Annotated in this window: 12 protein-coding genes; 11 read left to right on the top strand and 1 reads right to left on the bottom strand. The window is 74.2% G+C overall.

What is annotated here, in order from left to right; translation table 11 throughout:
• Positions 1-31 precede the first annotated feature (31 nt).
• The 3 genes from ACFTZA_RS04880 (at position 32) to ACFTZA_RS04890 (ending at position 4,377) form a co-directional block, all read left to right on the top strand.
• A complete protein-coding gene (locus ACFTZA_RS04880; protein ID WP_378191363.1) occupies positions 32-1,672 on the top strand; it encodes an amidohydrolase in 1,641 nt (546 codons plus the stop codon).
• Positions 1,673-2,014: 342 nt separating this feature from the next.
• Positions 2,015-3,592, top strand: a complete 1,578-nt coding sequence (gene lnt, locus ACFTZA_RS04885; protein ID WP_378191365.1) for an apolipoprotein N-acyltransferase — start codon at positions 2,015-2,017, stop codon at positions 3,590-3,592.
• Positions 3,589-4,377, top strand: a complete 789-nt coding sequence (locus ACFTZA_RS04890) for a polyprenol monophosphomannose synthase (RefSeq protein ID WP_378191367.1) — start codon at positions 3,589-3,591, stop codon at positions 4,375-4,377. The genes lnt and ACFTZA_RS04890 overlap by 4 nt, the downstream gene beginning before the upstream one ends.
• A 109-nt stretch (positions 4,378-4,486) precedes the next feature.
• On the opposite strand, the gene ACFTZA_RS04895 is transcribed toward ACFTZA_RS04890, so the two are convergent.
• Positions 4,487-4,831, bottom strand: a complete 345-nt coding sequence (locus ACFTZA_RS04895) for an RNA polymerase-binding protein RbpA (protein ID WP_069387551.1) — start codon at positions 4,829-4,831, stop codon at positions 4,487-4,489.
• Positions 4,832-5,203: 372 nt separating this feature from the next.
• On the opposite strand from ACFTZA_RS04895, the gene ACFTZA_RS04900 reads away from it, so the two are divergent.
• The 8 genes from ACFTZA_RS04900 to ACFTZA_RS04935 all read left to right on the top strand — a co-directional run bounded on the left by ACFTZA_RS04900 (position 5,204) and on the right by ACFTZA_RS04935 (position 14,228).
• A complete protein-coding gene (locus ACFTZA_RS04900; protein WP_378191369.1) occupies positions 5,204-6,400 on the top strand; it encodes an LLM class flavin-dependent oxidoreductase in 1,197 nt (398 codons plus the stop codon).
• A gap of 57 nt (positions 6,401-6,457) precedes the next feature.
• Positions 6,458-7,096 (top strand): FMN reductase, encoded by a 639-nt coding sequence (locus tag ACFTZA_RS04905; protein ID WP_378191371.1) that lies wholly within the window; start codon positions 6,458-6,460, stop codon positions 7,094-7,096.
• A gap of 102 nt (positions 7,097-7,198) precedes the next feature.
• Complete coding sequence (locus ACFTZA_RS04910; protein WP_378191373.1) at positions 7,199-7,876, top strand: SHOCT domain-containing protein; 678 nt, start codon at positions 7,199-7,201, stop codon at positions 7,874-7,876.
• A gap of 97 nt (positions 7,877-7,973) precedes the next feature.
• Positions 7,974-8,993 (top strand): LLM class flavin-dependent oxidoreductase, encoded by a 1,020-nt coding sequence (locus ACFTZA_RS04915; protein WP_378191376.1) that lies wholly within the window; start codon positions 7,974-7,976, stop codon positions 8,991-8,993.
• A 149-nt stretch (positions 8,994-9,142) separates the two neighbouring features.
• Positions 9,143-10,660: a sodium/proline symporter PutP gene (gene putP, locus ACFTZA_RS04920; RefSeq protein ID WP_378191378.1), complete on the top strand. Its 1,518-nt coding sequence runs from the start codon at positions 9,143-9,145 to the stop codon at positions 10,658-10,660.
• A 41-nt stretch (positions 10,661-10,701) separates the two neighbouring features.
• Entirely contained in the window at positions 10,702-11,217 is a 516-nt protein-coding gene (locus ACFTZA_RS04925) for a helix-turn-helix transcriptional regulator (RefSeq protein ID WP_378191381.1), read from the top strand.
• 5 nt (positions 11,218-11,222) lie between these two features.
• Positions 11,223-11,633 carry a VOC family protein gene (locus ACFTZA_RS04930; RefSeq protein ID WP_378191383.1) on the top strand — a complete coding sequence of 137 codons (411 nt, stop codon included), beginning with the start codon at positions 11,223-11,225 and terminating at the stop codon, positions 11,631-11,633.
• A gap of 186 nt (positions 11,634-11,819) precedes the next feature.
• Positions 11,820-14,228, top strand: coding sequence for an ATP-binding cassette domain-containing protein (locus tag ACFTZA_RS04935; RefSeq protein WP_378191385.1), 2,409 nt, complete (start codon positions 11,820-11,822; stop codon positions 14,226-14,228).
• The last annotated feature ends 127 nt before the right edge of the window (positions 14,229-14,355 follow it).

Raw genomic sequence — 14,355 nt, forward strand, 5'->3', positions numbered from 1 at the left:
CCCCGCGAATGTGGCGGTATCGTGAAGGATCGTGACCTCAACCCTCTACCGCGGCGGCGTCGTGCACTCCGCGGCGGACCCGTTCGCCGAAGCACTCCTCGTCGACGACGGCGTCATCGCCTGGATCGGCGCCAACGACACCGCCGACGGGCTCGCCGCCCGCGCCGACCGGGTGATCGACCTCGAGGGCGCGCTCGTGGCGCCCGGCTTCGTCGACGCGCACGTGCACCTGTTCGAGGTCGGCCTCGCCCTGGCGGGTGTCGACCTGTCCGCGAGCGCCGGCGTGACGTCGCTGGAGGCCGCGCTGGGCGCGGTGGCGCGGGCCGCTGCGGCGGCGGGCGGCGACGACGTCGTGCTGGCGTTCGGGTGGGACGAGCGGGCGTGGCCGGAGGGTCGCCCGCCGACGGCTCAGGAGCTGGACGCCGCCGCGGGCGGGCGGCCGGTGTACGCGGCGCGGGTGGACGTGCACTCGGCGGTGGTGTCGTCGGCGTTGGCGCGTCGTGCGGGCCTGGAGGGCCTGGCGGGGTGGCACGCGTCGGGGTGGGTGGTCGGTGCGGCGCACCACGCGGCGCGGGACGTGGCGCGGGAGGTGGCGCCGGCGCGGCGCACGGCGCTGTACCGGTCGGCGCTGGCTGCGGCGGCGGCGCAGGGCATCGTGTCGGTGCACGAGATGAGTGCGCCGCACATCGACACGCGGGCGGGTCTGCGCGAGGTGCTGGACCTCACGCGGGACGCGGCGGGCGGGCTGGCGCACGTCGTGGCGTACCGGGGGGAGCTGTGCGCGACGGGTGACGACGCGCGTGCCCTGGTGGCGGACGTGCCGGGTCTGACGGGGATCGGCGGCGACCTGAACGTCGACGGGTCGATCGGGTCGCGCACGGCGGCGATGCGTCAGCCGTACCGGGACGCGCCGGTGCCGGGGGAGCGGGGGGAGCTGTACCTGACGGCGGAGCAGCTCAGCGCCCACATGGCGGCGGTCGCGGCGGCGGGCACGCAGGGCGGGTTCCACGTGATCGGCGACCGCGCGATGGACGAGCTCGTGCGTGCCCTGGAGGTCGCGGCGCAGGAGCACGGGGCGTCGGTGGTGCGCGCGGCGCGGCACCGGGTCGAGCACGCGCTGTTCGTGGACGCCACGGCGCTGGCGACGATGCTGCTGTACGGGGTGAGCCTGAGCGTCCAGCCGGCGTTCGACGCGGCGTGGGGCGGCCCTGACGGGACGTACGCCGCGCGGGTGGGTCGGACGCGCGCGGAGGGGCTGAGCCCGTTCGCGGACCTGGCGGGCGCGGGCGTGCCGCTGGCGTTCGGGTCGGACGCCCCGGTGACGCGGCTGGACCCGTGGGCGGGGGTGCTGGCCGCGATGTCGCACGTGGACCCGGACCAGCGCATCTCGGCGCGGGCGGCGTTCCGGGCGCACACGCGCGGCGGGTGGCGCATCGCGGGCCTGGACCACACGGGTGCGGGGCAGCTGCGCGTGGGTGCCCCGGCGCACCTGGCGGTGTGGCGGGCGCAGCACCTGGCGGTGCAGGGGCCGCTGGGGCGGGCGACGTCGTCGTGGAGCACCGACGCGCGGGCGGGCACGCCGCTGCTGCCCGAGCTGGGCGGCGACGCGCCGCGCCCGCAGTGCCTGCAGACGGTGCGGGACGGGATCGTCCTGTTCGACACGTTCGACTGATTTCTGCGGGTTGACAGCGCGGGCTGCGCGAGTAGGTTCGACAGCGTGTTCCGGCCCCGGCGGCCGCAGGGGGAACCAGCCACCATCGACGGGCCCTCGGCGTGCCCGCGTCGGGCGTCTGGCGGGCTCGCGCGCTCGATAGAAAACGTGTCTCGCCGGTGGCGGCGTGGCACGGGCCGAAGGGCGCGCGGGCCCGCTGCACCTGGGTGCCCGCGCAGGTCGGTGGCGTAGGGTGCACCCGTGCCCGCCCCCGCACCTCTGACCGACCCGGCCCCGCGGCCGGCCTCGTCGCCCCACCGGCCCTCGACGGGACGTGGCGGGTCGCGTGCGCACTGGCGGCCGGTGTCGCTGCTGAGCGCCGTGGCGGGCGGCCTGGTGACGGACGCGGCGTTCCCCGACCGCGGGTGGTGGCCCGCGGCGTTCGTCGGTGTCGCGCTGCTGCTGTGCGCCCTGCGGCGCGACGACGCCCGGTGGGGCGCGCTCGTCGGGCTCGCGTGGGGTCTGGCGTTCTTCCTGCCCCACCTGTACTGGGCGAACGAGGCGACCGACACGGTGCCGTGGCTGGCGCTGTCGGTGATGGAGGCGTGCTTCGTCGCCGCCCTCGGCGCCGGATGGGTGTGGGCGCGCCGCTGGCCGTGGCTGCGCGGACGCCCCGCGGCGCAGGGTGTCGCGTTCGCGGTGCTGTTCGTCGCCGCGGAGCAGGCGCGCACCGAGGTGCCGTTCGGCGGGTTCCCGTGGGGGCGGCTCGCGTTCTCCCAGGCGGGCTCCCCGCTGGGTCGTGCGGCGTGGCTCGGCGGCGAGGTCCTCGTGTCCCTGCTCGTCGCGCTCGTCGGGTCGCTCCTGGCCGTCGCGGCCGCCGCGCTGTGGCGGACCCGCGGGCGCGCGGCCCGGGTGCGACGCGCGCTCCCGGCGCTGGCCGCCGCGGCCGTGCTCGTCGCCGCGCCGCTGCTCGTGCCGCTGGACGACCGCGCGCAGGCCGGGACGCTCGAGGTGGGGGCCGTGCAGGGCGACGTCGCCGAGCCCGGGCTCGGGTCGTTCGCGAACCGCGCCGAGGTGCTGAACAACCACCTCGACGGCACGCTCGCGCTGCTCGACCAGGTCGAGCCCGGTGAGCTCGACGTCGTGCTGTGGCCCGAGAACGGCTCGGACCTCGACCCGCAGGAGGTGCCCGACGTCGCCGCCGCGATCGACGACGCGGCGCGCGAGGTCGGCGCGCCGGTCCTCGTCGGCGCGCAGGAGTACCCCGCGACCGGCGGGCGGTACAACGTGGCGCTGCTGTGGGAGCCCGGCGTCGGCGTCGTCGACCGGTACGCCAAGCAGCACCCCGCACCGTTCGGGGAGTACATGCCGATGCGGTCCTTCCTGCGGCTCTTCTCCGCCCAGGTGGACCGCGTGACGATCGACATGATCCCCGGCACCGGGACCGGCGTCGTGGAGCTCGACGCCGACCGCCTGGGCCGCACCGTCCCCCTCGGTGTCGTCATCTGCTTCGAGGTCGCCTACGAGGAGCTCGTGCGCGACGCCGTGACGTCCGGCGCGGAGGTCCTCGTCGTCCCGACCAACAACGCGTCCTTCGGGTACACGGCCGAGTCCACGCAGCAGCTCGCGATGTCGCGGCTGCGCGCCGTCACCACGGGCCGCGCCACCGTGCAGGTCTCCACCGTCGGGGTCAGCGGCGTCATCGCCCCCGACGGCGAGGTCCTGCAGAGCACCGGCCTGTTCACCGCCGACCAGCTCGTCGCGTCCCTGCCGCTGCGCACCGACCTCACGCCCGCGGTGCGGGCCGGCGCCGCGCCCGCGGTCGTCGTCGGGGTGCTCGCCGTCGCGCTGCTGGCCGTCGGCGTCGTCGCCGGCGTCCGCGAGCGCCGCGGCCGGGCGGCCGGTTCGGGGGCCCGCACCGTGGACGGGGAGCAGGGGTGAGCGTCGCACCCGGGCGGGTCCTCGTCGTCGTTCCCACGTACGACGAGGCGCTGACACTGCCGGGCACGCTCGAGCGGTTGCGGGCGGCCGTGCCGGACGCCGACGTGCTCGTGGTCGACGACGCGTCGCCGGACGGCACCGGCGACCTGGCCGACGCCGTGGCGGCGAGCGACCCGGCGGTGCACGTGCTGCACCGCACGGGCAAGGACGGGCTCGGCGCGGCGTACGTCGCGGGGTTCGGCTGGGCGCTGGGGCGCGGGTACGACGTCGTGGTGGAGATGGACGCGGACGGCTCGCACCAGCCGGAGCAGCTGCCGCGGCTCCTGGCGGCGCTCGCCGTGCCGGGGCCGGGCGGCGTGCTGCCCGTCCTGGTCATCGGGTCGCGGTGGGTGCCGGGCGGGCAGGTGGAGAACTGGCCGTGGCACCGCGAGCTCCTCTCGCGCGGCGGCAACGCGTACGTGCGGTTCGCGCTGGGGCTGCGCCTGGGGGACGCGACGGCGGGCTTCCGCGCCTACCGGGCGAGCGCGCTGCGGGCCCTGGACCTCGCGACGGTCGCGTCCCACGGGTACTGCTTCCAGGTCGACATGGCGTGGCGCGTCGCGCGCGCGGGGGGCGGCGTGGTGGAGGTGCCGATCACGTTCGTCGAGCGCACGGCGGGCCGGTCGAAGATGAGCCGGGCGATCGTGACCGAGGCGTTGTGGAGGGTCACGGCGTGGGGCGTGCGGCGCCGGGTGGAGCAGGTGCGCGCGCTCGGGTGCCCGCGGCCGCGCGCCCGGGTGCGCTAGGGCTCCGAGGCCCGTGGTGCCGTGGTGCCGGTCCCCGGTGACGACGACGGCCCGGCCCCCGGGGAGGGGGCCGGGCCGTCGCGAGGGCCGCGGGCTGTCGCGGCCGGGGTCAGGCGCTGCGGCGCAGCTTGCCGGCGCGCAGCAGGTCGAGGCGCTCGTCGAGCAGCTCCTCGAGCTCGGAGATGGTGCGGCGCTCGAGCAGCATGTCCCAGTGGGTGCGGGCGGGCTTGCCGGCCTTGGGCTCGGGGCGCTCGGCGTCGCGCAGGAGCGCCTCGGCGCCGCAGCGGCACTCCCACACCGGGGGGACCTCGGCGTCGGTCGAGAACGGCAAGATGATGGTGTGGCCGTTGGGGCAGTCGTAGTGCGCCTGGAAGCGGGGCGCGAAGTCGACGCCCTCGTCCGACTCCATGCTCTTCGCACCGATGCTCATGCCACGCAGCGAACGGTCGGCCATGGTGTCCTCCAGAGGATCGTCGGGGTCGTGGGGGCGCCCCGAGGGGTGCGAGGGTGCCCGGTCTACGAGTACGCAACGCCTGGTCGTGATGGGGTGTTCCGACGCGGGGTGAAGGTCCCGTGAACGTGACGGCGCGCACCGCTGGTGGGTCCGCGCACCGTCCGCCGGGTCCGCCACGGTGCGTCGCGGACCTCAGGCTCCCGGGTTTCGGGGGTGCACGCAAATCGTCGGGGCGTGAGATCCGCCGCTGCGCCCGGCGCGCCACGGCGTGCGGGAACAATCCCCGGGGGTGCACGGTTGACGGCCCTGTACATGCAAACGCATGAACATCGGTACAGGCATCGCACCGGCCCGAGACACTGGGAGCACACCATGCAGTTCGGCATCTTCACCGTCGGCGACGTCACGACGGACCCCACGACGGGCCGGACCCCGGACGACACCGAGCGCGTGCGCGCGATGCTCACCATCGCCCGGCACGCCGACGAGGCCGGCCTGGACGTCTTCGCCACGGGGGAGCACCACAACCCGCCGTTCGTGCCGTCCTCGCCCACGACGATGCTCGGCTACCTCGCCGGTGTGACGAAGAACATCGTCCTGTCGACGTCCACGACGCTCATCACGACCAACGACCCGGTGCGCCTCGCCGAGGAGTACGCGATGCTCCAGGTGATCTCCGGCGGCCGGATGGACCTCATGATGGGCCGCGGCAACACCGGCCCCGTGTACCCGTGGTTCGGGCAGGACATCCGCAACGGCATCCCGCTCGCGGTCGAGAACTACGCGCTGCTGCGCCGCCTGTGGACCGAGGACGTCGTGGACTGGGAAGGCACGTTCCGCACCCCGCTGCAGGGCTTCACCTCCACGCCGCGCCCCCTCGACGGCGTGCCGCCGTTCGTGTGGCACGGCTCGATCCGCAGCCCCGAGATCGCCGAGCAGGCCGCCTACTACGGCGACGGGTTCTTCCACAACAACATCTTCTGGCCCATGAGCCACACGAAGCAGATGGTGCAGTTCTACCGCCAGCGCTTCGAGCACCACGGCCACGGCCCCGCGGACACCGCGATCGTCGGCCTCGGCGGCCAGGTGTTCATGCGCAAGGACTCCCAGAAGGCGTGGGACGAGTTCCGGCCCTACTTCGACAACGCGCCCGTGTACGGGCACGGCCCGTCCATGGAGGACTTCACGCGCGAGACGCCGCTGACGGTCGGGTCGCCGCAGCAGGTCATCGACCGGTACGGCGCGATGCGCGAGCACGTCGGGGACTACCAGCGCCAGCTGTTCCTCATCGACCACGCCGGCCTGCCGCTCAAGACGGTCCTCGAGCAGATCGACCTCCTCGCGGGCGAGGTCGTGCCGGTCCTGCGCCGCGAGGCCGAGGCCGCGCGCCCCGCGCACGTCCCGGCCGGCCCGCCGAGCCACGCCGAGCGCGTCGCCGCAGCCCGTGCCGCCGGCACCGCACCGGCCGGCCACGTCGGCCCGGCCGAGGACCGCTGGACCGGGCGCACCGCCGAGGACGACCCGGCCGAGCCGGAGCCCGCCCGCGCCGGCGCGTCGTTCGGCCTCTGAGGCCACACGACCCACCCACCCACGCACACCTCTCGAGCAGCACCCGCAGGAGCACCCATGACCGGAACCACCCGCACCGCGGACCGCAGCCTCGTCGTCGTCTCGGCAGGCCTGTCCAAGCCGTCGTCCACCCGTCTCCTCGCCGACCGCCTCGCCGAGGCCACCGTCCGCGGCATCGAGGAGCACGGGCTGGCCGTCGACGTCGAGACCGTCGAGCTGCGCGACCACGCGCACGCCGTCGTCGACGCGATGCTCACCGGGTTCCCCACCGGCGACCTCGCCGGCGTCCTGGAGCGCCTGTACGCGGCCGACGGGATCGTCGTCGCGACCCCGCTGTTCACCACCACCTACTCGGGGCTGCTGAAGTCGTTCGTCGACGTGCTCGACAAGGACGCGCTCACCGGCACGCCGGTGCTGCTCGGCGCGACCGGCGGCACCTCCCGCCACTCGCTCGCGCTCGAGTACTCGCTGCGGCCCCTGTTCACCTACCTGCGGGCCGACGTCGCCACGACGTCCGTGTTCGCCGCGACCGACGACTGGGCCGCCGGCGAGAGCGACGCCGGGGGCGGGCTGCCGCGCCGCATCGACCGCGCCGGGCGCGAGCTCGCCGCCATGGTCGCCCGGCGCGAGAGCACCGGCCCGGCCGACCCGTTCGCCGCCACCCCGGACTTCGAGAGCCTCCTCGGCGGCCTCTGAGCCGGCCACGCACGCCCCGGGTACCGGCCGACGCCCTTGCGGCCGGTGACCGGGGCGGCGAGGATGCGAGCACGCACCCGCCGCCGCACCCGGGAGGCCCCCGTGGACGCCACCGCAGCACCCGACGACGCACCGGCGCCCGCGCCCGGGGCTCCCCGGCGCCGCACGGCCGGCGTCGCGCCCCACCGCGAGCCCCGCGCCGACGCGCCCGACCGGTTCGCCGCGACACCCCGGTACCCGGCGATGTTCCACGTCGCCGGCGGCCGCCTCGTGTGGGACGGCACCCGGCTGCGGCACGTGCGCGGCGACGGCACCCTCGCCGCGACCGCCGGACGGCCCGTCGTCACGGTCACCGGCCCCGGCCCCGCCGGACCCACGGTCGTCGTCACGTGGCCCACCGGGCACCACACCCCTCCCGCCGCGAGCGCCCGCCCGTCACGCGCCGTCCTGCTCGACCGGTCCGCCGACCGGTTCCGGCAGTTCGCCCGGGCGCTCGCGGACACCCACCCGGGCGCGCTCGTGCTCGACGACCGCACCGTCGCGTCCGCGCGGGTGCCGCGCCTGCGCCCCGGCACGCCCGGCAGCGCCGCCCGGCCCGGTGTCTTCGCCCGCGCGGTGTGGCGCGGACCCACCGACCCCGGCGAGACCACGAGCCGGCGACCGGGGACGAGCGGGGGAGCGGACCTCGTCGACCGGCTCGAGCGCCTCGCCGCCCTGCACCGCGACGGCGCGCTCACCGACGACGAGTACGCGCGCGCCAAGGCCCACCTGCTCGGCTGAGCCCGCCGGTGCCGGCCGCGCGTCGCACCTGTTCGTCGGTGGGCGGCCGCGTCGCCGTACAGGAACACCAGGCCCTGGTCCCGGTGTTGCCGCCACCGTGAAGACCATCGGGTTCCTGTCCTTCGGCCACTGGGCGCCCTCGCCCGGCTCGCAGGTGCGCGACGCGCACGACGCGCTGCACCAGTCGATCGAGCTCGCCGTCGCCGCGGAGGAGCTCGGTGCCGACGGCGCCTACTACCGGGTGCACCACTTCGCCCGCCAGCTCGCGTCCCCGTTCCCGCTGCTCGCCGCGGTCGCCGCCCGCACGCACCGCATCGAGATCGGCACCGGCGTCATCGACATGCGCTACGAGAACCCGCTGTACATGGCCGAGGACGCGGGCGCCGCCGACCTCATCTCCGGCGGGCGCCTCCAGCTCGGCATCTCGCGCGGGTCACCCGAGCAGGTGGTCGGCGGGTACCGGCACTTCGGGCACGACCCGCTGCCGGGGGAGAGCGACGCCGACATGGCGCGCCGGCACACCGCCCGGTTCCTCGAGGTCGTCGAGGGCGAGGCGTTCGCCGAGCCCAACCCGCGGCCCATGTTCCCCAACCCTCCGGGGCTGCTGCGCGTCGAGCCGCACTCGCCCGGCCTGCGCGAACGCCTCTGGTGGGGCGCCGGCACCCGCGCCACCGCCGAGTGGACCGCCCACCAGGGCATGAACCTCATGAGCTCCACCCTGCTGTCCGAGGACACCGGAGTCCCGTTCCACGTGCTCCAGGCCGAGCAGATCCAGCGCTTCCGCGACACGTGGGCCACCCAGGGACACGCCTTCGAGCCCCGCGTGTCCGTGTCCCGCGCGATCTTCCCGATCGTCTCCGACCTCGACCGCGCCTACTTCGGTCGCGAGACCGCCGACACCGACCAGGTCGGCGTCCTCGAAGGCGTCCGCGCCCGCTTTGGCAAGACCTACGCCGGCGAACCCGACCACCTCGCCGACGAGCTCGCGCAGGACGAGGCCGTCGCCGCCGCCGACACCCTCCTGCTCACCGTCCCCAACATGCTCGGCGTCGACTACAACGCCCACGTGCTCGAGTCCGTGCTGCGCCACGTCGCCCCCGCCCTCGGCTGGCGCTGAGCACCCCACCGGCACCCCACCGGCACCCCACCGACACCCCACCGACACCCCACCGCACCACGCCGCACGCCCGCCCACCGGGCGCGCCCGGCGCCGCCGTGTAGCGTGCACAGGAGAACTGCTGCCGACGCCGCCCGCAGGAGGTCGCCATGTCGGACCGGGGCTACCAGCTCGCCGCCATCGTCATCTACCTCCTCGCGATGCTCGGCATCGGCTACTACGCCTACCGCCGCACCAAGAACCTCGACGGGTACATGCTCGCCAACCGCGGCCTGCGCCCCAGCGTCGCCGCGCTGTCCGCCAACGCCTCCGACATGTCCGGCTGGCTCCTGCTCGGCCTGCCCGGCGCCATCTACGCCGCCGGCCTCATCGAGGCCTGGATCGCCATCGGCCTCATCGTCGGCGCCTGGCTCAACTGGCGCTTCGTCGCCCCACGCCTGCGCGCCTACTCCGAGATCTCCTCCAACGCCATCACCATCCCCAGCTTCTTCTCCAAGCGGCTCAAGGGCAACAGCCGCCCCCTGCGCATCGCCGCCGCGCTCGTCATCCTCGTGTTCTTCACCTTCTACGTCTCCAGCGGCATGGTCGCCGCCGGGAAGTTCTTCGAGTCCTCCTTCGGCTGGCCCTACCTCACCGGCCTCCTCGTCGTCGGCGCCATCACCCTCGGCTACACCCTCTTCGGCGGCTTCCTCGGCGCCACCCTCACCGATGTCGCCCAAGGCCTCCTCATGCTCACCGCCCTCATCGCCGTCCCCGTCGTCGCCGTCACCACCCTCGGCGGCATCGGCACCGTCGTCGACCAGGCCCAGGCCGCCAACCACGACGCGTTCAACCTCTTCACCGGACTCGACGACGGCGCAGCGCTCTGGGCCGTCACCCTCGTGTCCACCGCCGCCTGGGGCCTCGGCTACTTCGGCCAACCCCACATCATCGTCCGCTTCATGGCCCTGCGCTCACCCCGCGAAGCCACCGTCGCCCGCCGCATCAGCCTCGCCTGGATGCTCCTCACCGCCACCGGCGCCGTCGCCACCGCCCTCATCGGCATCGCCTACTTCGCCGACGACCCCGCCCTGCCCCTCGGCGACCCCGAGACCGTCTTCCTCGTCCTCAGCCAGATCCTCTTCCACCCCTTCATCGCCGGACTCGTCCTCGCCGCCGTCCTCGCCGCCATCATGTCCACCATGTCCAGCCAGCTCGTCGTGTGCTCCTCCGCCCTCGTCGAAGACCTGTACAACATCGCCGGCCGCCGCTCCTCGGAGAAGACCGAGCTCCTCCTCGGACGCGCCGGCGTCCTCGCCGTCGCCGTCGTCGCCGCCGTCCTCGCCCTCGACGACGACTCCGCCATCCTCGACCTCGTCGCCTTCGCCTGGGCCGGGTTCGGCGCCGCCTTCGGCCCCGTCGTCCTCCTCAGCCTCTACTGGCGACGCCTCACCCCCGCCGGCGCCCTCGCCGGACTCGTCACCGGCGCCGTCACCGTCCTCGTCTGGGGCAACGTCCCGGCGCTCGCGGACGCGATGTACGAGATCGTGCCCGGCTTCCTGCTGAACCTGCTCGTCGCCGTCGTGGTCAGCCGGGCGACCGCACGCCCCGACCCGGAGATCGACGCCGAGTTCGACCGGATGGAGGCCGAGCTCGCCCGTCCCGGCGCACCCACCGGTTCGGCATGAGGCCTGGGCGTGCGACGTCGGACCTGGCAGCATCGGACGACATGGCGGGCGGCGGCACCACGGCGGGGGAGAGCGGCACGGTCGAGGGTCCGGCCCGGGACGCTGCGGCGCCGGGCGCCCTGTCGTCGCAGCGGCTGCGCGACCTCGCGCTGCTGCGCCGGGTCCGGGACCGCATGGACCGCGAGTACGCCCAGCCGCTCGACGTCGAGGCGCTGGCCCGAGGCGTGCACATGTCGGCCGGTCACCTCAGCCGCCAGTTCAAGGCCGCCTACGGCGAGTCGCCGTACTCCTACCTCATGACGCGGCGCATCGAGCGGGCGATGGCGCTCCTGCGCCGTGGCGACCTGTCCGTCACCGACGTCTGCTTCGCCGTCGGCTGCCAGTCGCTGGGCACGTTCAGCACCCGTTTCACCGAGCTCGTCGGCATGCCGCCGAGCGAGTACGGGCGCCGGGCCCGGACCGCGCGAGCCGGCGAGCTGCCGTCGTGCGTGACCAAGCAGGCCACGCGACCGGTCAGGAATCGAGAAGCGCCGGCCGTGGGCGTCCACCTAGCGTGAACGGCATGGACATCACCATCCACACCACGTTCCTCCCGCACACCGACCCCGAGGCGTCGCTGGCCTTCTACCGCGACCTCCTCGGCCTCGAGCTGACCATGGACGTCGGCGAGGGCGCGATGCGCTGGCTGACGTTCGTCGCGCCGTCCCAGCGCGACGTGCGGCTCGTCCTCACCCCGCCCGCCGCCGACCCCGGTGTCACCGACGCCGAGCGCCGCGCCGTCCTCGAGCTCATGGCCAAGGGCGCCTACCAGTCGATCATCCTCGCGACGAAGGACCTCGACGACACGTTCGAGCGGCTCCAGGCCGCCGACGCCGAGGTCGTCTCCGAACCGACGGAGCAGCCCTGGGGCGTGCGGGACTGCGCGTTCCGCGACCCCGCGGGCAACATGGTGCGCATCGACGAGGTCCGGTGACGCCCGTGTGCGTCACCGGCAGACCGCCCCCCGCCGAGCCGGCCGACGGTGCGATCATGAGCCCCACGGGTGGTTCGCCGATGAGTTCACGACCCGCCGCCGGTCGACCCGCAAGGACCGACGGCCCCGCGCCACGGACCGGGCGCCCCGGCGCCCCCGCACCCACCAGCCGAAGGAGTCGCCAGGGTGACCGCCACGCAGACCTCGAGCACCGCCACGCCGTCGCAGGCGCGCCCGGAGCCCGCCGCTGACACGCACGACGTCATCCGCGTCCACGGCGCGCGCGAGAACAACCTGAAGGACGTCAGCGTCGAGATCCCCAAGCGGCGCCTGACCGTGTTCACCGGCGTGTCCGGCTCGGGCAAGAGCTCGCTGGTGTTCGACACCATCGCCGCCGAGTCCCAGCGCATGATCAACGAGACCTACAGCGCGTTCCTCCAAGGATTCATGCCGTCGCTCGAACGACCCGACGTCGACGTGCTCGAGGGCCTGACGACCGCGATCGTCGTCGACCAGGAACGCCTGGGCGCCAACCCGCGCTCCACCGTCGGCACCGTCACCGACGCCAACGCCATCCTGCGCGTGCTGTTCAGCCGCTTCGGCGACCCGCAGATCGGACCGCCCCCCGCGTTCTCCTTCAACATCCCCGCACGCAAGGCCAGCGGCGTCATGACGTCCGCCACCGGGGAGAAGACGATCGTGCGCGAGGCGATCTACCACGGCGGCATGTGCCCCCGCTGCGAAGGGCGCGGCAGCGTGTCCGACCTCGACCTCACCGCGATCTACGACGAGTCGAAGTCGCTGCTCGACGGCGCCATCACCGTCCCCGGGTACACCGCCGACGGCTGGATGGTCGCCACGTTCGTCGAGTCCGGGTTCTTCCCGCCCGACAAGCCCGTCCGCGAGTTCACCGACCGCCAGCTCCACGACCTGCTGTACAAGGAGCCGACGAAGATCAAGGCCAAGGGCATCAACGTCACCTACGAAGGCCTGATCCCCAAGATCCAAAAGGCGATGTTCTCCAAGGACGTCGACTCCCTGCAGCCGCACGTGCGCGCCTTCGTCGAACGCGCCGCCACGTTCGCCACCTGCCCCGACTGCGGCGGCACCCGCCTGTCGGAGTCCGCGCGCTCCTCCCGGATCCGCGGCGTCAACATCGCCGACCTGTGCGCCATGCAGATCACCGACCTCGCCGCCTGGATCCGCGAGATCCGGACCAACCCCGACGACCCCTCGATCGTCCCCGTCGTCCAGGCGCTCGACGACAACCTCGCCTCCTTCGTCGAGCTCGGCCTCGGCTACCTCAGCCTCGACCGACCGTCCGGCACCCTGTCCGGGGGAGAAGCACAACGCATCAAGATGCTGCGCCACCTCGGGTCCTCCCTGACCGACGTCACCTACGTCTTCGACGAACCGACCATCGGCCTGCACCCGCACGACATCGACCGCATGAACGACCTCCTCGTGCGCCTGCGCGACAAGGGCAACACCGTCCTCGTCGTCGAGCACAAGCCCGAGGCCATCGTCGTCGCCGACCACGTCGTCGACCTCGGACCCGGCGCCGGCACCGCCGGGGGAGAGGTCACCTACCAGGGCACCGTCGACGGCCTGCGCACCAGCGGCACCGTCACCGGACGCCACCTCGACGACCGCGCGTCCCTCCGGACCAGCGTGCGCCAGCCCTCCGGGACCCTCGAGGTCCGCGGCGCCTCCTCGCACAACCTCCAGGACGTCGACGTCGACGTACCCCTCGGCGTCCTCGTCGTCATCACCGGCGTCGCCGGCTCCGGCAAGAGCTCCCTCGTCGAAGGATCGATCTCCCGACGCGACGACGTCGTCACCATCGACCAGAGCGCCGTCAAAGGCTCACGACGCAGCAACCCCGCCACCTACACCGGCCTGCTCGACCCGATCCGCAAGGCGTTCGCCAAGGCCAACGGCGTCAAGCCCGCCCTGTTCAGCGCCAACTCCGAAGGCGCGTGCCCCACCTGCAAGGGCGCCGGCGTCATCTACACCGAGCTCGGCTTCATGGAGACCGTCTCCACACCCTGCGAGGAGTGCGGCGGCACCCGGTTCCAGGCCGAGGTGCTCGACTACCGCCTCGGCGACCTCAACATCGCCCAGGTCCTCGACCTGCCCGTCGCCAAGGCCCGCACGTTCTTCGCCGACGGCCCCGCCAGGACACCCGCCGCCGCCGCGATCCTCGCCCGGCTCGACGACGTCGGCCTCGGCTACGTCAGCCTCGGCCAACCCCTCACCACCCTGTCCGGGGGAGAGCGCCAACGCCTCAAGCTCGCCACCCACCTGGGGGAGAAGGGCGGCGTGCTCGTCCTCGACGAACCCACCACCGGCCTCCACCTCGCCGACGTCTCCAACCTCCTCGGCCTCCTCGACCGCATCGTCGACTCCGGCAAGTCCGTCATCGTCATCGAGCACCACCAGGCCGTCATGGCCCACGCCGACTGGATCATCGACCTCGGCCCCGGCGCCGGGCACGACGGCGGACGCGTCGTCTTCGAAGGCCCACCCGCGGACCTCGTGGCCGCCCGCTCCACCCTCACCGGCAAGCACCTCGCGGCGTACGTCGGGGCGTGAACGACAGGGTGTGGGACGCACACGGCGCGTCCGTGCCGGATGGAGATCGGCGCGATGCGGACGCCGGGCGAGCGGGCGAACTCGGACCGTGGCTCATCGCCGCCGTGTCCCTGCTGCTCCTCGCCGT

The sequence above is a fragment of the Cellulosimicrobium sp. NPDC057127 genome (assembly GCF_042670945.1).
Classification (GTDB): Bacteria; Actinomycetota; Actinomycetes; order Actinomycetales; family Cellulomonadaceae; genus Cellulosimicrobium.

What these genes read in the sequence shown, in the direction of transcription:
- ACFTZA_RS04895 (WP_069387551.1), bottom strand. Translation starts at nt 4,831, where the DNA reads ATGGCCGACCGTTCGCTGCGTGGCATGAGCATCGGTGCGAAGAGCATG.
- ACFTZA_RS04900 (WP_378191369.1), top strand. Translation starts at nt 5,204, where the DNA reads ATGCAGTTCGGCATCTTCACCGTCGGCGACGTCACGACGGACCCCACG.
- ACFTZA_RS04905 (WP_378191371.1), top strand. Translation starts at nt 6,458, where the DNA reads ATGACCGGAACCACCCGCACCGCGGACCGCAGCCTCGTCGTCGTCTCG.
- putP (WP_378191378.1), top strand. Translation starts at nt 9,143, where the DNA reads ATGTCGGACCGGGGCTACCAGCTCGCCGCCATCGTCATCTACCTCCTC.
- ACFTZA_RS04925 (WP_378191381.1), top strand. Translation starts at nt 10,702, where the DNA reads ATGGCGGGCGGCGGCACCACGGCGGGGGAGAGCGGCACGGTCGAGGGT.
- ACFTZA_RS04930 (WP_378191383.1), top strand. Translation starts at nt 11,223, where the DNA reads ATGGACATCACCATCCACACCACGTTCCTCCCGCACACCGACCCCGAG.